Origin of the sequence: Pantoea sp. JKS000250, assembly GCF_003201065.1 — a bacterium.
Classification (GTDB): Bacteria; Pseudomonadota; Gammaproteobacteria; order Enterobacterales; family Enterobacteriaceae; genus Pantoea; species Pantoea vagans.
This window is the reverse complement of sequence record NZ_QICZ01000001.1, coordinates 1,580,478-1,604,633: the sequence shown is the minus strand read 5'-3', so window position 1 is coordinate 1,604,633 and position 24,156 is coordinate 1,580,478. Positions and strand designations below refer to the sequence as shown.

The 24,156-nt window shown below is 58.2% G+C and carries 17 protein-coding genes; 10 read left to right on the top strand and 7 right to left on the bottom strand.

The window, feature by feature from the left end:
• Positions 1-79 precede the first annotated feature (79 nt).
• From exbB to BY447_RS07630, 3 genes are all read left to right on the top strand, one after another.
• Positions 80-802, top strand: a complete 723-nt coding sequence (gene exbB / locus BY447_RS07640; RefSeq protein WP_197061516.1) for a tol-pal system-associated acyl-CoA thioesterase — start codon at positions 80-82, stop codon at positions 800-802.
• A 6-nt stretch (positions 803-808) separates the two neighbouring features.
• Positions 809-1,231 carry a TonB system transport protein ExbD gene (gene exbD, locus BY447_RS07635; protein ID WP_013359036.1) on the top strand — a complete coding sequence of 141 codons (423 nt, stop codon included), beginning with the start codon at positions 809-811 and terminating at the stop codon, positions 1,229-1,231.
• Between the two features lie 236 nt (positions 1,232-1,467).
• Positions 1,468-2,790 carry an MFS transporter gene (locus BY447_RS07630; protein WP_110330889.1) on the top strand — a complete coding sequence of 441 codons (1,323 nt, stop codon included), beginning with the start codon at positions 1,468-1,470 and terminating at the stop codon, positions 2,788-2,790.
• Here BY447_RS07630 and BY447_RS07625 read toward each other — a convergent pair.
• The 5 genes from BY447_RS07625 to BY447_RS07605 are packed head-to-tail and all read right to left on the bottom strand — an operon-like array spanning position 2,787 to position 8,044.
• Positions 2,787-3,764: a spore coat U domain-containing protein gene (locus BY447_RS07625; RefSeq protein WP_013359034.1), complete on the bottom strand. Its 978-nt coding sequence runs from the start codon at positions 3,762-3,764 to the stop codon at positions 2,787-2,789. The two genes, BY447_RS07630 and BY447_RS07625, sit on opposite strands and share 4 nt — an antisense overlap.
• Positions 3,761-6,208 (bottom strand): fimbria/pilus outer membrane usher protein, encoded by a 2,448-nt coding sequence (locus BY447_RS07620; protein WP_110330888.1) that lies wholly within the window; start codon positions 6,206-6,208, stop codon positions 3,761-3,763. The genes BY447_RS07625 and BY447_RS07620 overlap by 4 nt, the downstream gene beginning before the upstream one ends.
• A gap of 7 nt (positions 6,209-6,215) precedes the next feature.
• The gene (locus BY447_RS07615; protein WP_110330887.1) at positions 6,216-6,911 is read right to left on the bottom strand and encodes a molecular chaperone; all 696 of its coding nucleotides are present in this window, start codon (positions 6,909-6,911) and stop codon (positions 6,216-6,218) included.
• A gap of 25 nt (positions 6,912-6,936) precedes the next feature.
• Complete coding sequence (locus tag BY447_RS07610) at positions 6,937-7,452, bottom strand: spore coat U domain-containing protein (RefSeq protein ID WP_013359031.1); 516 nt, start codon at positions 7,450-7,452, stop codon at positions 6,937-6,939.
• 22 nt (positions 7,453-7,474) lie between these two features.
• Positions 7,475-8,044 carry a spore coat protein U domain-containing protein gene (locus tag BY447_RS07605; protein WP_013359030.1) on the bottom strand — a complete coding sequence of 190 codons (570 nt, stop codon included), beginning with the start codon at positions 8,042-8,044 and terminating at the stop codon, positions 7,475-7,477.
• A 545-nt stretch (positions 8,045-8,589) separates the two neighbouring features.
• Here BY447_RS07605 and BY447_RS07600 point away from each other — a divergent pair.
• The 3 genes from BY447_RS07600 to BY447_RS07590 all read left to right on the top strand — a co-directional run bounded on the left by BY447_RS07600 (position 8,590) and on the right by BY447_RS07590 (position 14,493).
• On the top strand, positions 8,590-10,671 hold the full coding sequence (locus BY447_RS07600) for a putative bifunctional diguanylate cyclase/phosphodiesterase (protein WP_110330886.1): 2,082 nt from the start codon (positions 8,590-8,592) through the stop codon (positions 10,669-10,671).
• Between the two features lie 143 nt (positions 10,672-10,814).
• On the top strand, positions 10,815-12,962 hold the full coding sequence (locus BY447_RS07595) for a putative bifunctional diguanylate cyclase/phosphodiesterase (protein ID WP_110330885.1): 2,148 nt from the start codon (positions 10,815-10,817) through the stop codon (positions 12,960-12,962).
• Positions 12,963-13,089: 127 nt separating this feature from the next.
• Positions 13,090-14,493 (top strand): PLP-dependent aminotransferase family protein, encoded by a 1,404-nt coding sequence (locus tag BY447_RS07590; RefSeq protein WP_110330884.1) that lies wholly within the window; start codon positions 13,090-13,092, stop codon positions 14,491-14,493.
• On the opposite strand, the gene BY447_RS07585 is transcribed toward BY447_RS07590, so the two are convergent.
• Positions 14,490-14,972: a YlaC family protein gene (locus BY447_RS07585; protein ID WP_013359026.1), complete on the bottom strand. Its 483-nt coding sequence runs from the start codon at positions 14,970-14,972 to the stop codon at positions 14,490-14,492. The genes BY447_RS07590 and BY447_RS07585 overlap by 4 nt on opposite strands.
• A gap of 331 nt (positions 14,973-15,303) precedes the next feature.
• Here BY447_RS07585 and BY447_RS07580 point away from each other — a divergent pair, with 331 nt between their 5' ends.
• Positions 15,304-15,915, top strand: a complete 612-nt coding sequence (locus BY447_RS07580) for a cupin domain-containing protein (protein WP_110330883.1) — start codon at positions 15,304-15,306, stop codon at positions 15,913-15,915.
• 272 nt (positions 15,916-16,187) lie between these two features.
• Positions 16,188-19,037: an EAL domain-containing protein gene (locus BY447_RS07575; protein ID WP_110330882.1), complete on the top strand. Its 2,850-nt coding sequence runs from the start codon at positions 16,188-16,190 to the stop codon at positions 19,035-19,037.
• Positions 19,038-19,048: 11 nt separating this feature from the next.
• Here the strand turns inward: BY447_RS07575 and BY447_RS07570 are convergent, their stop codons facing one another.
• The gene (locus BY447_RS07570; RefSeq protein ID WP_061063350.1) at positions 19,049-20,113 is read right to left on the bottom strand and encodes a LacI family DNA-binding transcriptional regulator; all 1,065 of its coding nucleotides are present in this window, start codon (positions 20,111-20,113) and stop codon (positions 19,049-19,051) included.
• Between the two features lie 223 nt (positions 20,114-20,336).
• On the opposite strand from BY447_RS07570, the gene BY447_RS07560 reads away from it, so the two are divergent.
• Positions 20,337-21,647, top strand: coding sequence for an MFS transporter (locus BY447_RS07560; RefSeq protein WP_110330881.1), 1,311 nt, complete (start codon positions 20,337-20,339; stop codon positions 21,645-21,647).
• A gap of 10 nt (positions 21,648-21,657) precedes the next feature.
• The gene (locus tag BY447_RS07555; RefSeq protein ID WP_110330880.1) at positions 21,658-24,021 is read left to right on the top strand and encodes a TIM-barrel domain-containing protein; all 2,364 of its coding nucleotides are present in this window, start codon (positions 21,658-21,660) and stop codon (positions 24,019-24,021) included.
• Positions 24,022-24,156 lie beyond the last annotated feature (135 nt).

The following is a 24,156-nucleotide window of genomic DNA, read 5'->3' as shown; positions in this document are numbered from 1 at the left end:
CGCCGTTTTGCTATTATTTGCGCTTGTTTCGCATCCCTGAATCAGAAGTTGGAGAAGCAGCGTGGTAGCCAGTGATTTGATGCAAACGGACCTCTCCGTTTGGGGCATGTATCAACATGCCGATATCGTGGTAAAGGTGGTCATGATTGGCCTGTTATTGGCCTCAGTGGTGACCTGGGCGATCTTCTTCGGCAAATATGCCGAACTCAGCGCGGCTAAGCGTCGCCTGAAGCGTGAGCAACTGGCACTGGGCGAAGCCCGCAATCTGAATGACGCCGCCCGCATTGCCCAGACGTTTACCGGGCACAGCCACTCTGTGGTGCTGTTGAACGATGCGCAGAATGAACTTGAACTGTCGGCTGGCGTGGAAGATACCAATGGCATTAAAGATCGCACCAGTTTCCGCCTTGAGCGCCGCGTAGCCGCCTTCAGCCGCCATGCGGGTCGTGGCAACGGTTTCCTGGCGACCATCGGGTCTGTCGCTCCGTTTATCGGCCTGTTCGGCACCGTCTGGGGCATCATGAACAGCTTTATCGGCATCGCGAAAACCCAGACCACCAACCTTGCGGTGGTGGCACCGGGTATTGCCGAAGCGCTGCTGGCGACCGCGATTGGTCTGGTTGCTGCGATCCCGGCCGTCGTCATCTATAACGTTTTTGCCCGCATGATTGCCAACTACAAAGCCTCGCTGGGTGATGTCGCCGCGCAGGTGATGCTGCTGCAGAGTCGTGATATCGATCTGGGCACCGTCGCCACAGAGGTTCCGCGTCCTGCGACCGCCCAGAAACTGCGCTTAGGGTAAGTTGTTATGGCCATGCGATTAAACGACGATCTGGAAACCGATGGTGAAATGCATGAGATCAACGTGACGCCGTTTATCGACGTCATGCTGGTGCTGCTGATCATCTTTATGGTGGCCGCGCCACTGGCTACGGTCGATGTGCGCGTTAATCTGCCTGCTTCCACCAGCGCGCCGCAACCGCGTCCGGAAAAGCCGGTCTATCTGTCGATTAAAGCAGATAAACAGCTTTACGTGGGTAACGATCAGGTCACCCCGGACTCGCTGGTGAATGTACTGACCAGCCAGACGCAGGGCAACAAAGAGACCACCATTTTCTTCCAGGCTGACAAGTCGGTAGATTATGAAACGCTGATGAGCGTCATGGATAAGCTGCGCACGGCGGGCTACCTGAAAATCGGCCTGATGGGCATGGAAACCGTGAAGAAATAGCGGGTTATCCGGCAACATGAAAAGGCGACTGTTAAGGTCGCTTTTTTTTATGGCGACTCTTCAGCCAGATAAAATCAGGCAGATCAGCCGCCTGGCGGATCACTTATGCTGGCTGATCTGAATTGTTAATTGGTTGTTACTTATGTACACAGAATTGTAAAGTGCAATGGTGAGCCAGGTCACATTAATCTCGCCTCAGGCAGGCTAAAACGGCTAAAAAACAACAGGAAGCCGTTATGAGTCACACCCCGTCTTTACAAAATCCGCCGAAAAGTGCTGCCCGAACCATCTTTAACGTCACCAGTGGTAACTTTCTGGAGATGTACGATTTTATGGTGTTTGGCTATTACGCCACCGCCATCGCCAAAACCTTCTTTCCCGGTGATGACCCGTTTGCTTCCCTGATGCTCACCCTGATGACCTTTGGTGCCGGCTTCCTGATGCGCCCGCTGGGGGCGATCATTCTGGGTGCCTACATCGACCATCATGGTCGTCGTAAAGGCTTATTACTGACGCTGGGCTTAATGGCGATAGGTACCCTGACCATTGCGCTGGTGCCAGGCTACGCCACGCTGGGCGCGGCGGCACCGATTCTGATTCTGCTGGGACGCCTGTTGCAGGGCTTCTCTGCAGGCGTCGAGCTGGGTGGCGTATCGGTCTATCTGGCGGAAGTCGCGCCGAAAGGTCGCAAAGGCTTTTTCGTCAGCTGGCAGTCGGGCAGTCAGCAGATTGCGGTGATTTTTGCCGCCCTGCTGGGCCTGATGCTCAATCATCTGCTGGCGAAAGAGGCGGTGACGGAGTGGGGCTGGCGTATCCCGTTTGTGGTCGGCTGCCTGATTGTGCCTTTCCTGTTCTACATTCGCCGGATGCTGGAAGAGACCGAAGCGTTCAGCAAACGTAAACATCACCCGAGCATGACGGAAATCATGCGGTCAGTTGCCAGCAACTGGGCGCTGGTGCTGGCGGGCATGCTGATGGTGGTCACTACCACGGTGATGTTCTACATGATCACTGCCTTTACCCCGACCTTTGGTAAAACCGTGCTGATGATGAGCGATAAGCAGGCATTTCTGGTCACCCTCTGCGTGGGTGTCTCAAACCTGTTCTGGCTGCCGCTGATGGGCGCGCTGTCGGACCGCGTCGGTCGCCGTCCGCTGCTGATCATTTTTACCCTGCTGATGATTGTGACCACCTGGCCGGTGTTGCACTGGCTGGTGGGATCGGCCAGCTTTGCTCATCTGCTGGAAGCGGAACTGTGGCTGTCGTTTCTTTATGCGAGTTACAACGGGGCGATGGTGGTGTATCTGGCGGAGATTATGCCTGCTGAGGTGCGCGCCGCCGGTTTCTCTATGGCCTACAGTCTGGCGACGGCGCTGTTTGGCGGCTTCACGCCTGCCATCTCCAGCTATCTGATCCACGCCACCGGTGATAAGGCGATGCCGGGCGTCTGGCTGACCTTTGCTGCCGTCTGCGGGCTGATCGGTACACTGTTGATTGGCCGGATGGTGAAACAGTATCAGTTGCGCCACAGCGCGACGCCGGCCAGCGCTTCCCTTTAAAAAGACAAATCGACCACCACGCTGTCGCTGTAGTTACCGGCAGGCGGCGTGTTCTGCGTGGTCAGGATGCGCGCGGTGTAGTTAAAGCCGCGCGTCAGTCCATCCGTAGATACCGCCGTCGAGGTGGTACTGCTCCAGCGTTCCGTACCTGCCGGGCCCCAGCGATTGCTGGTGGTACTTTTATAAATCTCATAGCTCAGCCGATTCGTCCCGCTCGCCATATTCCTGACGCTGCTTACCGCATAGCTGCCATTGCTCAGTCCGACGGTATAGGTGCTGCCTTTACTGCACAATACGTTGATGGTCTGCGAGACGGTGGAAAAGCTGCCCACCAGCGGCGCGCTGCCAAAGCTGATATTGGGTGAGGTAATCGTCGTGCAGTCATTGGTCAGGATAGCGGTGATGTTAATCGGGATTACGCCGCTGCCGGTCTGCTCACTTAAGCAGAGATTGCCCACGCCGACGCTGGTGCAGATGCGATAAGTCACCGCCATGTTCAGCGTCACCTGATAGGTTCCGGCGGCAACCACCTGACCGGGAACGGTGCGCAGATAGACCGGAATGGCAAAGTTGAGGCTGCCCAGCAAACCCGCCAGGTTGATCAGAGTCTGCGATCCATAGACAAAGGGCGTGCCACCGATGGTCAGTTCGGTGGCGCAGGCACTGTCGGTGCAGAGTTGCACCGGCACATTATCGCTGCCGGTGTCACCGCTACGCTTGAGGATGCCGCGCGTGCCGCTGACAGTGGTTGCGCCGGTCAGCTGAAAGGTTATCTGGTTATTGCCGAGCAGCGACAGCGACGAGCCGGAGCCACAGTTGACGTTGGCGTTGGTGGTGACCGAGCTGACGGTGGTATTCGCCACAAAGGTGGTGACCGAACCAAAGCTTGCCGTGGAGGCGGGCAGGGTACAGGCGGCGTAGCTCAGTGACGGCAGTAGCAGCAACAGGCCAGCCAGTAACAGCGATCTCATCATAGTGGATTTCCGGACGTAAAAGGTTCAGCAGGCGCGGCAGCGCTGCCTGCAACAGGAGTCGGCAGCGCGCAGGTCAGAGGGCCATAGGTTTTCAGCGCCTGCGGCTGACCGCTGGCGATATGCAATTCGGTTTCGCAGCGGCGACCATCTGGCGTCACTACCTCGATCGGATTGCTGGCGGTAAGATCTTCCATCCAGACGATGCCATCCCAGCCGACATATCCGGTGGGATGGTCAGGACGCTGCACCAGGCTTGAGACCGGCAGCGGCTGGCCTTGCGCATCGACCAGGATCACACTGGCGGCGCGCAGTTTCTCCACCGGGAAATTGAGCAGGTAGCCGCTCTGACGTTTCACCGCGAAGCGCTGCTCAACCCGCGGCGTGGTCATATCGGCGGGCAGGTCGAGGGTGTCGATATCATATTTGGCCGGATAGTAGCTGCTGATGGCGGGCACCAGCAGATAGCCCTGTTGATTGGTGCGTCCCATCGACTGATTTTCGTAGCGCACGTTCACGTCGGGATAGCTTGTTTTCACCAGCACAAAGGCGTCGTTGATGGCGTTAGCGGCAAAGACGCTGTTATCCATTAACACCAGCGCACCGGAGAGATCGGCCCATTGCGTGAGGTTGTCATCATCGCCATAAAAACCGCCGGAGGTATCAATCTGGTTATTGCGATAGCGCAGACTGCCCTGACGATAATCGCCGCTGTCACCGCTCTGATTCGCCCATGAGGCATCCCAGGCGAACCCGCCGTCGCTGGGCATGGCGCTGGAGGCGTAGATACGCTGGCTGTCGCGACCGCGCTGATCGCGTTCGGTGCTGATGGCCGCGCTGCCCTGTTCACCAAACGGGATCACCAGCGAGAGGGCACCGGTCCAGCTCTTCTCCTGCTGATCGCGGCTGGCAGAGACATAGAGGCTGCTGTTACCCCACAGGTTTTTACTCCATGAGAGGTTCCACAGGCGGGTGCGGTCGCCCTGGCCGTCGGTGATATCGATGAAAGCGGCACCGACGCTGCCAAACTGGTTCAGCGAGACGCTGGCGCTGTACTGCGCACTCCGGCGCGACAGCGCGTAACGACTATCCGCCTGGCTTCCGGCACGGCTGCCGACCAGCGCCAGATTGCCGAAGTCGCTGCTGCGCTGGGTCTGCTGCGTGCCGATATTGAACCAGCTGTTGTTGTACTGATAACCCCAGCTGTATTGCCTGCCGCTCTCGCCCTCAAGCTGACTCTGCGCTACCGCGCCGTTGACCACGCCCCAGCTGCCGACGCGCAACTGACCGCCCAGCCCGCCCATCGCCAGGCTTTCGCTGCCTTCAGCGTGACTCTCCAGCGTCAGCCAGTCGGTCATGCCATATCGGTAAGAACCGCTGGCGGCGGCCTGCCCATAATCGAAGTTTTTTATGCCGTAGTTCTCGCGGATCGCGCCAGCGGAAAAGGCATAATCCGACAGGCCCGACTTCAGCAGATTACTGGAGACGTAAAACGGCATGGTGGTAGTGACGCGACGGCCCACCGCATCGGTGGTGGTGATCACCGCGTCACCCGCGCCGTTAACAAACGGCACATTGGTCATCGACCAGGGGCCTGGCTGCACATTTTCCTGGCTGGAACGATAGCCGTTGATAAAGAGATCAACGGTGGAGGGAACGGCGGCCTGGCCGGAAAAAGCGGGCAGCGGATAGGTCACCAGATCGGGACGGACGCTGAAGTCGCGGCCGACGCGGATGCCGCCAAGCCGCACGCTGCTGCTCCACGCCAGCGAATCGGTGACCAGATCGCCAACCCGCCAGCTTACCGCCGTGTTCTCATCTTCATTGCTCCACCAGCTGTCGTAGCGGATGTAGCCATCGTTCTGATAAGTCTTACTGCCTTCCAGCTGTTGCTGCCAGACTCCGTTAGTGGAGACGTGTCCGGTATCACCAAACATCCGCAGTTCATGTCCGGCGGCAAGGCGGGTGCCGCTGTTATCGGTGCGGCTGGCATAAAGATCGTAGTTAATCAGCGCACCACTGCTGGTGCGGCCTGGATAGCGCGGCCCGTTCTTTGCCTCACCAATGACCTGACCGGGCAGCCAGTCAGGCGGCACGGTCAGCAGCAGGCGCTGCCGCGCAGCGTCATACTCCACGCTGATGGATGGCAGGCTGCTGACATCAACCTCTGGCTGCTGGCCCAGCTTATCCGATGGCAGACCGGCACGCTGCAGATCGCCGCTGCGCAGCCAGAAATGACCGTCGCGCTGCTCCACCGCCACAATGTTGCTGTTCGCCTGCTGGTTAATCACCAGCTCCAGCATATAACGCTGACCGCTGCCGGTGCTCTGCAGGCTGGGCGGCGGGGGCAGGGATGAGTAAGTCTCCGCCAGCAAAGGATCCGGCGTAAGCGCGTAAATCACGCTGGCCACCGCCAGCGCGCAGGGATGCAGGGAAAAGGGTCTCATTCAGCGCTTACTTCTGAGCAGCGCTGCGCCACTGGCTTTTGTTCACGTCAGCGGTAAGTTCGCCCCCCACTGGCGAGGTGAGCGGCCAGCGATGCGTGCTGTCTGCCAGCACATAGCCGTATAAGCCTTCGCCCAGTTTGCGACCGCCAATCGCCACATTGCTGAGCCGGGCGTGGCCGTTGCCGCTGTTGGTCAGCTGAAGCCAGCGCTTGCCGCCCTCGCTGACCTGTTGCCAGCGCAGAGCAGGGCGGGCGCTGTCGGTGGAGAGCCCGGTACCATACACAAAAAGCGGCACCGAATAGCGCATCTGAAAGGTCAGCCCGGCCTGATTCTCGCCAGGATTGTTCGGCGTCGGGATCTCATCCAGCACCACCCGATAGGCCAGCTCTTTACCAGTCGCCGGGGGCGTCTGTTTAATCAGCCTGACCAGCTGTTTCTGGCCCGGCTCCATCCGCACCATCGGTGGGCTGGCGACCACCTGCTGCTGGGTCTGATACTGCTCCTGACTGTTAATCTGCTGCCAGCTGAAAACCCGGATTTGCATCATGGTCGTACTGTTACCGCGATTCTCCAGCCAGAGTTCGCTGGCTTTCTCTTCAGGGTTAATGGCGGGGTCGATAGGCCAGATCATCACCGAGTTAGCGGCGAAGGCCGGAGAGAGCAGGGTGGGACTCAGCAGCAGCAGGGCGCGCAGTGGCTTCATGATCATATCCTTGTTTTCTATCACCTCACCAGCTCAGGGTGACGGTCAGCGTGTCGGTATAGACGCCGGCGCGCGCAGTGCCGGGCAGTTGTAGCTGGCCATAGATCGGCAGCGTAATGTTATTGGCATTGCTATAGCTCAGCGACACCGCCTGGTTTACCGGGATGACCGTGGTGCGGCTGGCGTTGCTAAAGAGCGTATAGGGAACGGTATTGGTGAAATTGGGCAGCTTCAGATTACGGGTCGTCGTGAAGTTGCTGCCCTGATTGATGCTCATGCTCAGCGTGGTGCCTGGCGTACAGGCAAGGTTAATGGAAGTGCTCTGCACGAAGCTGGCGTTGACGGTGCTGGTCGCCACACCAGACTGCGTGCCGAAATCAAGCGTGCCGAAAACGCCGGTATTGGTACCGGATATCACGCAGCCTGCCACAATCGACGCCGTAACCTGGAAAGTGCTGGTAGGCAGACTCCAGGCGTTAACGCTCCCTATCAGCAAAGGCAGACCGCGTGCGATCGTCAGGCAGGCTCGCCAGAGAACCACCTTTCTTTACCTGCGAGAGCAGTTAATAGTTCACGGCAACGTTGATCGTATCGGTATAGGTTCCGGCAGGGATCAGGGGGTTAAAGCCGCCGCCGACCACCCGGCCATAAATGGCGTAGTTGGTTCCCCGCGTCGGATCGGTCGTACCACTGGAGGCGATCGGCGTATTGTTGGCGATCGCCGTGGTGAAGGAGGCGTCACTGTAGAGGGTATAGGCGATACCCTGCGCATTATTCGATCCCAGAATCAGATAACGCGGCGACGTAGAGGCGGTGCCATAGATAGTGGCTGGCGCAGCATTGCTGCTGGTCACCACCACGTTGTAATCCTGACCGGTGGTGCAGCGCACAAAAATACCGTTACCGGCTGCACCGACCAGGGTGGCGTTCAGGGTATCAAAGGTGGCGGCGCTGCTACCAAAGTTCAGGGTACCAAAGTTAACGCCCGCCGTGGCTGACTGTCCGTTTACCAGACAACCGGTGGTCAGTGTTAACGTGGCATTGATGGTTCCCGAGGTCGTAGCCGCCTGGGTTAATGATGGAACAGCAACAGTTAATCCTGCAGCGGCAAACAGAAAAAGCTTGAGTTTCATAATATTTCCTTACGGATTATCGAGAGTCAGTGCTTTTTCACCCGGTGTTTATTAACGATTCAACCCAAAGTAAGGAAATAAAAACAATAAGTCCGGCAGCGCCGTAGCCCTAAGAAAAATCTCAGACTTAAGAATGATGATTTATATCAGTTTTATTTACTATAGATCAGTTAAAGCGTTACGCGAAGTGCGGCTGTTTATTTTTCGTTAATCAAATGGTCTTTCTGGCCGATAACCCAGTTACAGCAAGGCGTAAAAGCGAGACGGCAAAATAAAATCCCTTGTTTTTTTGGCCTCTGGTATGCTTTCTGCTTCGGTGATATGTTCCTGTACCAATCAGACATAATAACGATTTACCGCCAGAGACAGCAGGCGGTTAATAAGATGCAGGTCACAAATGGCCCTGCGTTTATGGGCCTGTTTTGCCCGGTCTTCAGGGCCAGTAAATACTGAAGTTAATTAACTTTCACCCATTGGGTGTTTTTAAAATTACTTTTCTGACTTTACACAGCACCTGCTTTTCTGCGGGTGGTGAGGAGTTGTACATGTTGCTTGTCACCTGGGATAGCGTGCTGATCTGCGTTTCGCTGCTCGTGGCGTTTATTGCCTCTTTTACAGCGCTGGACACTGCCGGACGGGTGGCGGTCTCCCATGGCTGGAGCGCGCGGTTCTGGCTGCTGGTGGGCGGCACGGCAATGGGGATTGGCATCTGGGCCATGCATTTTATCGGGATGCTGGCAATGATGATGCCGATGACGATGCGCTATGACACGCGGCTGACGATCCTCTCGCTGCTGGTGGCGATCCTGGCGTCAATATTCGCCTTCGGCCAGACGGTTGGCGGCCTGCATCTCACCCGTCAGCGGCTGCTGCGCGGCACGCTGATCCTGGGCGCGGGCGTGGTGGTGATGCACTATCTTGGTATGTCGGCCCTGCTGATTGATCCGCAACCTGAGTGGAATACGATGCTGGTGGCGCTCTCGGTGCTGATTGCGTTCGTCGCCTCGGGGGTGGCGCTGTGGCTGGCGTTTCATCTGCGGCAGGGTGACCATCATCTGCTGCTGATGCGTGGGCTGGCCTCAATAGTGATGGGGATCGCGATTGCAGGCATGCACTATGTGGGCATGGCGGCGGCGGTGTTCAGCCACGACAGCACCATGCTGCCGCACGGCGTCAGTAATCCGGGACTGGCGGTATGGGTCTCGCTGATTACGCTGAGTATTCTGGGGATCACCCTGCTGAGTTCGATGCTGGACGCTCAGGTGCGCGCCGCGCGGCTGGCAACCCGGCTCAATCGCGCTAACCAGGAGCTGCGTCAGCTGGCGATGCATGACAACCTGACGGCGCTGCCCAACCGGGTGATGCTGGAGCAGCAGCTTGATCTCGCCATCAAACAGGCGACGCTGAATGAAGATCGCTTTGCCGTGATCTATATGGATCTGGACGGCTTCAAGGCGGTCAATGATACCTGGGGACATCACGTCGGTGACCGGCTACTGGTGGCGGTGGCGGAACGGCTGCGCAGTCAGCTCAGTAACACCATGCTGCTGGTGCGGCTGGGCGGAGATGAGTTTGTGCTGATGGCGGAGTGTGATATCAGCCCGGCCCGGCAGCTGGCGCAAAAACTGGTGAAAGTAATCGGTTCGCCGTTTGAACTTGACCGCTATGTACTGCACGTTTCACTCAGTGCCGGTATTGCGATCTTTCCACTGCATGGCCGCAGCCGGCAGGAGCTGTTGTTTAATGCCGACGCGGCGATGTACCACACCAAACACAGTGGGCGAAACGGCTGGTGCCTGTTTGAGCCCGCCATGAGCGCGGCAACGCAGTATCAGCTGGAGCTGGCCAACGATCTGTGGGAAGCGATCGATCGCCAGCAGATGCGGCTATTCTATCAGCCCAAATTCCGTTCCGGCGGCACACGATTAATGGGATTTGAAGCGCTGCTGCGCTGGCAGCATCCGCAGCGTGGTCTGCTGACGCCTGAGCTGTTTTTGCCGCGCGCCGAAAAAACCGGTCAGATTGTGGCGCTGGGCAACTGGGTGATTGAGGAGGCGTGCCGTCAGTTAAGGATCTGGCACAGCCAGGGACACAGCGACTGGACGGTCTCGGTGAATCTCTCGGCATTGCAGTTTCACCAGCGTGATCTCCTCAGCACGCTGACCGGGACGCTGGCGCGTTACCAGCTGTCAGGGAGCGCGCTGATGCTGGAGATCACCGAAACGATTGCCATGCGCGACCCTGTTTTCAGCCAGCAGCGGATTCGGGAGTTGCAGCAGGCAGGCGTCAGCGTCGCCATTGATAACTTCGGCATCGGCTATGCCAACCTGTTGCATCTTAAGCATCTGGATGCCAGTGAACTTAAAATTGATCGCAGCTTTATCAACTGCCTGCGACCTGGCAGCGAAGATGCGACCGTGGTCAGCGCCATGCTGACGCTGGCGCAGAGCCTCAACCTGCGCATGGTAGCGGAAGGCGTTGAGACGGAAGAGCAGCAGCATCTGCTCACCAGCTTAGGCTTTGATGCATTGCAGGGATATCTGCTGGGCAAGCCAACGCCTCCGGATCGGGTTGACGCGTTCAGTTTTCCCGCACTGCGGCAGCCGGTGTCGTCGGTTTCTGGCTGAAGCTGACGATAGATTTCATCACTCAGAATGAGTGGAAAGGAGGCAGGGTTCGCGGCTCATTAACCGCCGGGCTATGCCGATAACTCATACAAATTTAAAAAACCTCTGCCCAACCACCAGCACGGCTTTCGCGGGAATGCACTATGTTAGCGACCTCATACGACTCTTTTATCGTCATCGTCTCAGTTCTTGTCGCGATGCTGGCTTCGTTTACCGCCTTAGATATGGCGGGGCGGGTGGTACATTCTACCGGCAAAGTGGCGCTGGTCTGGCTGTTCGGCGGCGGTTTCTCCATGGGCATCGGCATCTGGGCGATGCACTTTATCGGCATGCTGTCGATGAGCATGGAGATGGTCATGAGCTACAACGCCGGACTTACCGCCTTCTCCGCCGCCATTGCCGTCTGCGCGTCGATATTTGCACTGTGGCTGGTCTGCAGCAGTGGCAATCTGCCTTTGCCGCGCCTGGCGGGCGGCGCGCTGATCCTCGGCAGTGGTGTCGCGGCGATGCACTACACCGGCATGGCGGCGCTGATGTTCTCGCCCGGTATCGTCTGGCAATGGGGCTGGGTAGCGCTGTCGGTGGTGATTGCTCTGGCCGCTTCGGGCGCGGCGCTGTGGCTGGCGTTTAACCTGCGTGAGGGTCAGACCGGCCGGGTCACACTGCTGCGCATTGGCGCTTCGGTGGTGATGGGCTGTGCGATTGCAGGCATGCACTATACCGGCATGATGGCAGCAGAGTTTCCCACCCACAGTCATCCGGTCGGGCAGGGCGTTAACAGCAACTGGCTGGCGATTCTGGTCACGGTGGTCACCATCTCGATTCTGGGCATTACCCTGCTGGTCTCGATGCTGGATGCGCGGATGCAGGCGCGTACCTCGATTCTCGCCAGTTCGCTGGCTGAAGCGAATCGCGAGCTGGCTCAGCTGGCGCTGCACGATAACCTGACCCGGCTGCCGAACCGTATCCTGCTGGAGGATCGACTGGAGCAGGCGATCAACAAAGCGAACCGTGAGCAGACGCAGTTTGCCCTGATGTTTATGGATCTCGATGGGTTTAAGGCGGTTAACGACGCCTTCGGACATCACATTGGCGACAGTCTGCTGGTCGGTGTGACCGAGCGGATGAGTCAGCAGATGACCGGCTACTACACCCTGGCGCGGCTCGGTGGTGATGAGTTTGTGCTGCTGGTTGAGATCGACGATCCCAATGATGCAGCTGCCATCGCCGATAAGCTGGTTAAAGCGGTGGATCGCCCGTTTGATATCTCACGCTATGAACTGGTGGTCTCACTGAGTCTGGGTATCGCCGTCTATCCCGGTGATGGCGTGGATGAGCGGGAACTGATGTTCAACGCCGATGCGGCGATGTACCACACCAAAAATAATGGCCGCAACGGCTACACCTTCTTCCAGCCCTCAATGAACATTCAGGCGCAGAGCCAGCTTCAGCTGAATAACGATCTCTGGCATGCGCTGGAGAACGACGAACTGCGCCTGTTCTATCAGCCCAAATATTGTGCGCCGCGCGGCCCGATCCTCGGTTTTGAGGCGTTGCTGCGCTGGCAGCATCCGAAGCGTGGCCTGCTGTCACCCGATAAATTCCTGCCGATGGCGGAAAAGACCGGCATGATTGTCAGCATCGGCAACTGGGTGATCCATGAAGCCTGTCGTCAGCTGCGCCAGTGGCATCTGCAGGGCCATCCGGACTGGTCGGTGGCGGTGAACCTGTCGGCGCTGCAGTTTGAACAATCGAATCTGGTAGAGACGGTGGTGGATGCGCTGGCAAAACATCAGATTCCGGCCGAACTGCTGACGCTGGAAGTGACGGAGACCACTGCGATGCGCGATCCCGATGAGAGCGTGCGTATTCTCACCGAGCTGACCCAGCTCGGCGTGAAAGCCTCGATTGATGACTTTGGCACCGGCTACTCCAGCCTGCTCTATCTGAAACGGCTGCCGGCCAGCGAGCTTAAGATCGACCGGGCCTTTGTGAATGAGCTGCAGCATCAGAAAGAAGATGCCACCATCGTGTCGGCGATTGTGGCGCTGGCGCAGTCGCTGCAGCTGAAAGTGGTGGCTGAAGGCGTTGAAACCGCTGAGCAGCAGGCCTTTCTGACCAGCCTGGGCTGCAATACGCTGCAGGGCTATCTGCTGGGCAAGCCGGTTCCCCCTGAGCGGGTGCCGGATCTGGCTAATTTTGTGGTGCCAGAAACGGAAGCGGCGATGGCAAATGTGAGCCCGATGACTGAGGCCGATCAGCCCCTGACGCCACAGGTGGCGGTGATCTGACGCGCCTGAGCAGCGCCGAATCAGCGTAATCGGAGACGATAAGCGATGCGCGCCGCCTGTCATTGGTCGCCGTGCGTGGTAAAGTCTCGCGGTCAGACGACTCGCGGTAAACAAGGAGAGGCGACCCGTGGCGAAATACCAGCGCTTGATGGATGAGATTCAGCAGCAGATAGAGGCCGGCATCTGGCTGCCGGGCACCCGATTACCGTCGCTGCGTCAGCAGGTCGCGCAGCAGGGGGTCAGCCTGATGACGGTGCTGCATGCCTATGAACTGCTGGAAAGTCAGGGCTGGATCGTCTCGCGTCCACAGTCGGGTTACTACGTGGCACCGCGTGCCTTAGCGGCTGCACCGCTGAGTGTGGCGATCAGTGAGCAGGTCGATATCAACGACTTTGTGTTTGATGTACTGCAGGCCACGCGCGATCCCGCCATCGTGCCGTTTGGCTCTGCGTTCCCCGATCCGGCACTCTTTCCGCAGCGTCAGCTGATGCGCTCGCTGGCGAACGTCTCTCATCATCTGACCCCAACCGATGCGCTGCACAATCTGCCACCCGGCAACGCTACGCTGCGACAGCTGCTGGCGCAGCGCTATGCGCGTCAGGGCATCACCCTGTCGCCGGATGAAATTGTCATCACCAGCGGGGCACTGGAGGCGCTGAACCTCAGCCTGCAATCTCTGACCGAGCCTGGCGACTATGTGGTGATTGAGCAACCGAGTTTTTATGGCGCGCTGCAGGCGATTGAGCGGCTCAAGCTCAAGGCGCTGGCGATCCCGGTCGATGCAAAGCAGGGCATCGATCTCATCCAGCTGGAGGAGGCGCTGCAACGCTGGCCGGTAAAAGCCTGCTGGCTGATGACGACGCTGCAGAATCCGCTGAGCGTAACGTTAACGCCGGAGCGCAAACAGCAACTGGTGACGCTGCTGGCGCGTTATCAGGTGCCGATGATTGAAGATGATGTCTATGCCGAACTCTGGGCGGGTGAGGCTGCGCCGCTGCCCGCGAAGGCCTGGGATCGCCAGGGAAACGTGCTGCACTGTGGCTCGTTTTCCAAGTCGCTGGTGGCGGGTTTCCGCGTCGGCTGGGTAGCAGCGGGACAGCATGCGCAGCGCATTCAGCGCCTGCAGCTGATGAGCACGCTCTCGACCAGCGCACCGATGCAGCTGGCGCTGGCCGACTTTCTTGCCACGCGGCGTTACGACACCCATCTGAAGCGGCTGCGACAGATACTGGCGAAGCGACAGCAGATGGTGCGTCAGGCGCTGCTGAAGGTGCTGCCGCCGCAGGCGACGGTCAGCGAAGCGCGCGGCGGCTATTTTCTCTGGGTGACGTTGCCGGACAGTATCAATACTACCCGGCTCTACCAGCAGGCGCTGGCGCAGGGGATCAGTATTGCACCGGGGCAGTTGTTTTCGGCAGGTGAGCAGTTCAGTCACTGCTTCAGACTGAATACCGCCTGGCCGTGGGATAGTCGGGCCGAGGCGGCAATAGCAACGCTGGGTCAGTTAATGGCGCAACCGCAGGCGCATTAGACGCGTGCCGCTTCCTGGTGGCCCCAGGTCAGGTAGTAGACATCATAAAAGTCCACTTCCCCTTTTTGCGTCAGCAGACGCTGGATACCACTTTTCACCCGCTCCGGCGTTTCAGGCAGCGACAGAATGCGTGAGATAGCCTGTTCGCGCACCGGCTGAACGTAATACCACTCACCGTTGTAGCAGACACGCAGATCGAGCGCATCGATATCTTCAAAGCGATATTTCGGGTTAATATCAAGCAGCATCAGCACGCTCATCACCAGCACAAATGCGGTGGCAAACCAGAACGCGGGCCAGCCGAGCATCTCGGTGGTGAAGATCAGCGCAACGCACAGGCCGTAGCAGAGATACATAACGGCCCAGAGGCCGGGATGGTTCTTCAGAAACGAGAGGCTAAAGCGCGGCAAATTGTCGCGACGTTCTTCGCGGTTAAGCGTGGCGATCTCGTCAATCAGGATTTGTTTAATAGCGTCCATTTGTTACCTCACTGTCATCTGTTAGCTATTACAACAGATAACAGTCAAGCATATCAGAAACAGATCTGTGCGATTTTTGTATAACAGTTTATCAAAAGAGTGTCCGGACATCGGGCTGCCGTATCTGCGTGCCGGGCCGCCTGACATTTTGCAACACTTTGCCGCAGTAAGAACCGCTATCCGCAGGCGTACAGGCACTATCTGGCCCTATTGTTAACGACACATTTGGCTTTAGTCAGCAATATCAGTCCATTATCTCAATTGTGTCGTCTGGCGCACATTGCATTGTGCTGCGGGTTTGCCACACTTAGAAAAAAACCGGAGAACCTGTATGCGTGCCTCATCCTCCAGTCTGTTATTAATGATGTCCTTTGCCGCGGGTACTTTTGCGGCCGGGGCCTCTGATAATCCTCAGCATCTGATGCTCGCCATCCCGTCGGGCGGCGTACCTAATAACCCGTTACCTCTGATTATCTGGCCGCGCGTGGTGCCGGAAGAGGAGGAGATCGCAGCGTGGTTTGAAAAAACTTTCGACGAAAACGGCTGGCCACCTGCCTGGCGCTATCCGATTTTCCCCTATACCCACTTTCATCCCAACACCCATGAACTGCTCGGGGTTGCGGAAGGCTGGGCGGAAGTGCTGTTTGGCGGCGACAGTGGCCGGATGGTCACCCTGCGCGCAGGCGATGCGGTGCTGATCCCGGCGGGTGTCGGTCATCGGCAGGTCAGCGCCAGCGAAGATTTTATGGTGATTGGCGCCTATCCGCACGGCATGTCGCCTGAGACGCTGCGCGACGAACCCGCGAAGCTGAAAATGGCGCAGGAGCAGGTGAAAAAAGTGCCGTTGCCGACACAGGATCCGTTCACCGGTAAAGAGGGCGCGTTAACCGAGATCTGGCAGCCGATTGCCGCGATGCATTTACAGCAACAGATGGACCTGTAAACGTCGTTTCTGCCAAGAAATGATTAAGCGCGAGCCAGTCTCGCGCTCTGACCTGGCTGGCTGTAAAACCTGCCTTAACGCCTGAGCTCAGGCGCTTATCCCGATCATCACATCATTGAACATTTGCTCGCCGCTGCCGATAACTCCCCTGTTAAGATTAGTTATTCTTCTTAATACGCTTGTCTTCGCAGACCTTTTCCGCTGTAGTCTCGGCTCGCGATTAAGAACATTCTTAAGCCTTTACCGGGCTACCGATCAGCAGGCAAATAACAATGGATAATAACTCTGATGTCATGTATCGCATGCTGGTACAAAGCGTGATCGACTACGCGATCACCATGCTTAAACCGGACGGAACTGTCGCCAGCTGGAACGGTGGGGGTCTGCACGTCCTTGGTTACAGGCCAGACGAAATTATTGGACAGCACGCCGCCCTGTTTTACAACGACGAGGATCGCCGTCGCGGTCAGCCGCAGCGCGAACTCGATATCGCCGTCACCACCGGACGTTACGAAAACGAAGGCTGGCGCTGCCGCAAAGATGGCAGCAGCTTCTGGGCACACGTGGTCATCTATCCGATCCGCGACGAGACCACTCAGCTGATAGGATTTGCTGCTGTCTGCCGTGACTGCACCCGGCAGCAGGAGCAGCAGCGCAAAGAGCGGGAACAGGAGATGCGCTTCCGCCTGCTGGTGGAGGGCGTCACCGATTACGCCATCTACATGCTCGATCAGGACGGAAACGTAGTGAACTGGAACGCCGGCGCACAGCGGGCCAAAGGCTATGTGGCGGAAGAGATTGTTGGCCAGCATTTTTCCCGTTTCTACAGCGCGCAGGATCGACTCAATCATATCCCCAGCCAGAACCTGCAAACTGCGTATCGTACCGGCCGTTTTGAAGATGAGGGCTGGCGCTACCGCAAAGATGGCAGCGCGTTCTGGGCCCATGTGGTGATCGACACGATCCGTGACGATCAGGGTAAATTGCTGGGCTACGCCAAAATCACCCGTGACTGCACCGAACAGCAGCGTGTCCGCAGTGAGCAACGGGAACAGGAGCAGCGTTTTCGCCTGCTGGTAGAGAGCGTTACCGATTACGCCATCTATATGCTCGATGTCGACGGCGTGGTGGTCAACTGGAATGCCGGTGCCCAGCGCGCCAAAGGGTATAAAGCGGAAGAAGTAGTGGGTCAGCACTTCTCGCTGTTTTACAGCGCTCAGGAGCGACTGAACCGCACGCCGGAAGCCAACCTCGGTATCGCGCTGAAAACCGGCCGCTTTGAGGATGAAGGCTGGCGCTACCGTAAAGATGGCAGCGCGTTCTGGGCGCATGTGGTCATCGACGCGATCCATGATGATGACGGTAAGCTGATCGGTTTCGCCAAGATCACCCGCGACCGCACTGAAGGCCGTGAGCAGGAGCAGCAGATCCTGCGCGCCCGGGATCTGGCCGAAGCCCAGAGCACGCAGAAAACCGCCTTATCTAAATTCCTGGACAATATCATTGCTAATATTCCCTCCTGCGTGATTGTGGAAGATGCGATCACCCGCGAGATCCTGCTGGTGAATGACCGTACTCAGCAACTGTTTGGCCTGTCGAAAGCACTGATCGTCAACAAGCGTCCGCACGAATGCATGTCACCTGAGCTCAGTGATTATTTTAACAATCTGGCGGACGTTGCACTGCGCAGTGAGGGCATGCATGAGCGTGAGCAGTTACTGATGACCGCCAGCGGCGAACGCATTCTGCATACCCGCGCCACCGCGATTAATGGCCAGGATGCACGCCGCAACTACCTGATGCTGCTGGTGGAAGATGTCACCGACCAGCGTGCCGCCGATGCCCGTATTCACCATATGGCGCACCACGACAACCTGACCAGCCTGCCGAACCGCATTCTGTTCCGCCAGCGTCTGAGTGAGGCGTTGCGCACCGCGAATCAGACGCAGCGCCAGACCGCCGCGCTGTGCCTTGATCTGGATAACTTCAAAAATGTGAACGATGCGCTGGGCCATCAGATTGGCGATGAGTTGCTGCGCAGCGTGGCTAAACGTCTGCGTAACACGCTGCGCGATCAGGATACGCTGGCGCGCATCGGTGGCGATGAGTTCGCTATCGTGCTGCCCTCGGTCGCGAACAGTGAGGAGGCGAGCATTGTGGCGCAGCGTTTGATCGAGGCGATTCGTCCGCCGGTTAACGTTGAGGGTCATAATCTGTCGGTCGGGCTCAGCGTAGGCATTGCGCTCAGCACCACCATCACCAATACGCCGGAGCAGCTGTTGCGCTGTGCGGATATGGCGCTGTATGAAGCCAAGCGTAATGGCCGCAACCGCTATGAGCACTTTACGCTGGAGATGGATGATGTGGCGCGCAGCCGCCGCCTGATTGAAAACGATCTGCGCGATGCAATCAGCGGCGGGCATCTGCGGCTCTACTATCAGCCCATCACCAATGGCGATCATCGCACGATTATTGGCTATGAGGCGCTGATGCGCTGGCATCATCCGATCCGCGGGCTGATCATGCCCAACGACTTCATCCCGATTGCAGAAGAGACCGGCCTGATTCATATGCTGGGAGCTTTTGCGCTCTATGAAGCCTGTCGTGAAGCGGCGAGCTGGGAAGGGGAGCAGTCGGTCTCGGTCAACCTCTCACCGCTGCAGTTTAAAAACAGCTCGCTGGTGCCGGTGGTCGAAGGCGCGCTGAAAGAGTCGGGTCTCGATCCGGCGCGACTGGAAGTCGAGATCACCGAATCGGTGCTGCTGGATGACTCACTGGGGAATATCCGTACCCTGCAGAATCTCAAGGCGCTGGGCGTACAGATTGCGCTGGATGATTTCGGCACCGGCTATTCGTCGCTGAGCTATCTGCGATCCTTCCCGTTCGACAAAATCAAAATCGACAAATCGTTTATCAACGATATGGGCGACAGCCGCGAGGCGCTGGCGATTATCCGCGCGATTACCGGCATGAGCCGCAGTCTGGATATCCAGATTACCGCTGAAGGCGTGGAGAGCGATGAGCAGTTCGCGAAGCTGCGCGATGAGGGCTGTACGCTGTTCCAGGGCTTCCTGTTCGGACGGCCTCAGCCGTCGGAATTGAGACTGAAAACGCTGGATTAATCAGCACTGGGTTAATCATAAAGGCCATGCTGCTGAACCGGCGCATGGCTGAGATTATCGCGGATGCGGCGCACCGACTCGCGCACCACCAGCCTGCCATTCAGCAGCAGGCTGCCAGTGGGTGTGCCGGGATTCAGCCGCATCTCCTGCAGCATTCTGACTGCTGCGGCGCCCAGCTCATCACGTGGCACCTGCACCGAGGTCAGCGGAATGTCGTGGATAGCGGCCAGGTTAAACCCGTCCATGCTCATTACTGAGATATCCTGCGGCACCCGCAATCCGGCCTGCTCCAGCGCGGTGACGGCACCTGCGGCGATGTAATCCCCGCTGGCGAGAATCGCCGTCGGGCGCAGTGCGTCAGGGCAGTGGCGCAGATATTCACCCAGTCGCTCCGCCGCCTCATTGCTGCTGAAACTGTTCAGGGTCAGCAGATGCTGGCGGCTGTCAAAGCGCAGATTCATGGCGTGCCAGGCGTCACGTACGCCCTGTAAGCGCTGCTCCATGGTGTAGCGGCGCAGGCAGTGCAGCGACAGGATCTGCCGGTGTCCCTGCTCAAACAGATAGCGCGCGGAGAATTCCCCAATCAGCTGATGATGTGGTGAGACCGAGGGCAGGCGCATACGGCGATCGCGGGCGTTAATCAGTACGCAGGGCTTGTTCATCTCCGCCGCCAGCTGATGAATATGCTCATCATCAATGCCGATCAGCAGCGCCGCTTCGGTCTGCTGCATCTTGTCGATAAACAACGCAGCATCACTTTCCACCTCTTCCAGCGGGCAGTAGCGCAGCCGCACCTCATGCGGCTCCACCGCCTGGCTGATCCCCTGAATCACCTTGTAGTAGAAAATGTCGCTGCGTACGTCAAAGGCGCGCGGCGGGGCAAAGACCATCAGGTTGTTCAGCAGCAGGCGACCGCTATGCAGGTTATCCAGCACGCCCTGCTGCTGCGCCACGGCCAGCACTTTGTCCCGCGTCGCGGGCCGGGTATTCGCTTTTCCCGCCAGCACCCGCGATACCGTGCTGATAGAGACCCCGCTCAGCGCCGCAATCTCACCGATTTTCAGCCTTTGTTTCATTCTGTGATCGCCTTCAAATCTGCTAATGAAAAATTTTTCATAGCCTGCTGAATCGCGTCAGATAAGCGTTTCAGAGCCATTTTCTGTCGGTATCAAGCCTGCCATGAAAAGCGTTGCAAAAAAGTGGCTGTACCCACGTTTCGCACTTTTCTAAGTTCGATAAAAGGACACGCGGTACGCCAGCAGGCGGTGTGCGTCATCAATGGCAATCAGGAGTGGCACAATGAGCCTCGAATCAACAACGAAACCCATCAGTGCATCACGCACGGTGCGCGTGATTAAAAATTTGCGCTGGTGGATGCTGGGAATGTTTTTGCTGGGTGTGACCGTCAACTACATCACCCGTAACTCCCTCGGCATTCTGGCATCGGAACTGAAAACCAGTCTGAACATGACCACCGAACAGTATTCGTGGGTCGTAGCCGCATTTCAGCTCGCCTATACCCTGTTTCAGCCGATTTGCGGCTGGCTGATCGATGTAATCGGACTGAAGATGGGCTTCCTGATCTGCGCGCTGATCTGGTCGGTAACCTGTCTGCTGCACGCCGGTGCGGGAAGCTGGCTGCATCTGGCGCTGCTGCGTTTTGTCATGGGCGCGTCCGAAGCGGCGGCCACGCCTGCTAACGCCAAAGCGATCGGTGACTGGTTTCCGAAAAAGGAGCGTCCGGTTGCGGCGGGCTGGGCGGGCGTCGGCTTTTCGATTGGTGCGATGCTGGCGCCACCGATTATCTATGTTGCCCACATTACCTTTGGCTGGCAGGGCGCATTTCTGCTGACCGGCGGCCTGGGCCTGCTGTGGGTGGGACTCTGGTGGTGGGGCTATCACTCGCCGGAGAGCCATCCCCGTCTTTCCGATGATGAACGCGCCTTTATTAACCAGGACAACGAGGCGATGGGGGAAAAGCTGCCGTTCTTCACCGCGCTGAAAGTGATTGGTAAAGAGAAGAAATTCTACGGCATCGCCATTCCAGCCTTTCTGGCTGAACCCGCCTGGGCGGTGCTGAGCTTCTGGGTGCCACTCTATCTTGCCAACGAGCGCGGCATGGATCTTAAGCAGATCGTCATGTTCGCCTGGCTGCCGTTTCTGGCCGCCGACCTCGGCAGCGTCGCCAGCGGCTATCTCACCAGAATCTATGTGCGCTGGTTTGGTATGACCCGCGTGAATTCCATTATCGCCAGTTCCGTCACCGGTGCGCTGCTGATGGTGTCGCTGGCGCTGATGACGCTGGTGAAAGATCCCTGGCTGGCGATCGCCCTGATCTCCGTCGGTGGCTTCGGTCATCAGGTGATCTCCTGCATGCTGAGTGCGCTGGTGGTGGAGCGTTTTGATCGCCGCCAGATGGCCACCGTTAACGGCATGCGCGGCTCCTGCGCCTGGATCGCCAGCTTTATCTTCTCGCTGATTATCGGTGTTACCGCCGATACCATCGGCTTTAATCCGCTGTTTGTGGCGATGGGCTTCTTTGACCTGATTGGTGCCGTTTTCCTGGTGATGCTGATCGCCGAACGCCGCCAGCGCCCTGCTAACCCATAAGGATATCGCGATGAAAACCCTGAAGAACTGGACGCTGCATCAGCAGGCCGATCACTTTGTTGAACTCAAGGTCGACGCTCGACATTTCCTGCGACTTTACGTGCTGGAAGAGAAGCTGATGCGCGTGCTGCTGAAGCGCGACGGCGAGCTGGCGCTGAACCGCACCTGGAGCATTGCGCCAGAGCACGATGTGCCCTGGCAGGGACGTGACCGTGAGGCGCTGGATGGCTTTACGCTGCCCGCGTTTCAGGTGGAGCATGATGCGCAGCAACTGCGCATCAGCACCCGACAGCTGCGGGTCACCGTGCATCAGCCGCTCTGCCTGAGCTGGGAGCAGTTTGATGGTGCCAGCTGGCAGCCGCTGACCGCCGATCGTCACACCGGTGCCTATCTGCTCAATGCCCACGGCGATGGCGTCGAGCACTATCAGCGTCGTCAGCCGCAGGATCGGGTGTATGGTCTGGGCGAGAAGAGCGGCGACCTGAACCGCGTTAACCGGCGTTTCGAGATGCGTAATCTCGACGCGATGGGCTACAACGCCGCCAGCACCGATCCGCTCTATAAACATATTCCGTTTACCCTGACGCAGCGCGATGGCGTCAGCTTCGGCCTGTTTTATGACAACCTCAGCAGCAGCTGGCTCGATCTGGGTAACGAGCTGGATAACTACCATCTGCCTTATCGCCGTTACCGTGCCGAGGCGGGCGATCTCGATTACTATATGATGCTCGGCCCGACGCTGCTCGACGTCACCAAAGCTTTTGTCCGTCTGACCGGGCGTACGCTGTTTCAGCCGAGGTGGAGCCTGGGCTACAGCGGTTCGACCATGCACTACACCGACGCGCCGGACGCACAGCAGCAGCTGCAATCCTTTATCCGCCTGTGTCGCGAGCATGAAATCCCCTGCGACTCGTTCCAGCTCTCTTCCGGTTATACCTCGATCAATAACAAGCGCTATGTCTTCAACTGGAACTACGACAAAGTCCCGAACCCCAACGCGCTGAGCGACGCATTTCACACTGCCGGAATGAAGCTGGCGGCCAACATCAAGCCCTGTCTGCTGCAGGATCATCCGCGCTACCAGGAAGTGGCGACGCAGGGGCTGTTTATTCGTGACTCTGAGTTCGATCGTCCCGAGCGTTCGGTGTTCTGGGATGATGAGGGATCGCACCTTGATTTCACCCATCCGCAAGCGGTGCGCTGGTGGCAGGAGAATGTCACGCAGCAGCTGCTGGAGAAAGGCATCGATTCCACCTGGAACGATAACAACGAATATGAAGTGTGGGATGGTGAGGCGCGCTGTCACGGTTTTGGTCAGCCGATCGCCATCAAGCATATCCGGCCGGTGATGCCGCTGCTGATGATGCGCGCCTCGATGGAAGCGCAGCAGCAGTTTGCGCCAGACAAGCGGCCCTATCTGATCTCCCGTTCCGGCTGTGCCGGGATGCAGCGCTATGTGCAAACCTGGAGCGGCGATAACCGTACCAGCTGGCAGACCCTGCGCTATAACATCCGCATGGGGCTGGGAATGAGTCTCTCCGGGCTGTTTAACGTCGGACACGATGTCGGCGGCTTCTCTGGCGACAAGCCGGACGCTGAATTGTTTGTGCGCTGGGTTCAGAATGGCGTGATGCATCCGCGCTTTACCATCCACTCGTGGAATGACGATCACACGGTGAACGAGCCGTGGATGTACCCGGACGTGACACCGATGATCCGCGAAGCGATCCGCCTGCGTTATCGTCTGATGCCTTATCTCTACAACCTGGCATGGCAGGCGAGCGTGGAAGATGAGCCAATGCTGCGTCCGACCTTCCTCGACCATGAGCAGGATCCGCTGACGTATGAGGAGTGTGATGACTTTATGCTGGGCCGCGATCTGCTGGTCGCCAGCGTCGTGGAGCAGGGCGCGCGCAGTCGGAAAGTCTATCTGCCACGTAACCAGGGCGGCTGGTATGACTGGCACAGCGGCAAAGCGTTTGCGGGCGGCGAGACCATCACCCTTGATGCGCCGCTGGATCGGCTGCCGCTGCTGGTGCGGGCGGGTGCGGTGATCCCGCTGGGTGAGTGCGAAACCACCACCGATGCGCGGCGCGATACTGTGCGGCAGTGGCAACTGTGGCCGGCACCGGAAGGCGTAACCATCCAGGGCGAAATGTTTGACGATGATGGCGAGAGCCATGGCTGGCAGCAGGGCAATGCGCTGTGGCTGAGCTGGACATTGTGCAGCAGCGCTACCCGCATCGACCTGACGGTAGAAAAACGCGGAGATTATCAGCCCGCCTGGCGGGAGATTACGCTGTTACTGCCTGCGGGTGAACGTCGTGAGCTGTGGGTAAATGGCGAGAAAACGGCGAGTTACCGGCTGGGATAGCTGTGTTGAGGAGGCAGTGAAGAAAAGTCCGGCCCCGAAGCGGGCCGTTAAGGGCAACAGCAAAACTGGACCTGCTTGGCTGTGAGATCGTGCTTGAGCAGGAAATACGGTCAGATCGGAAAGACGCAAAAGCCG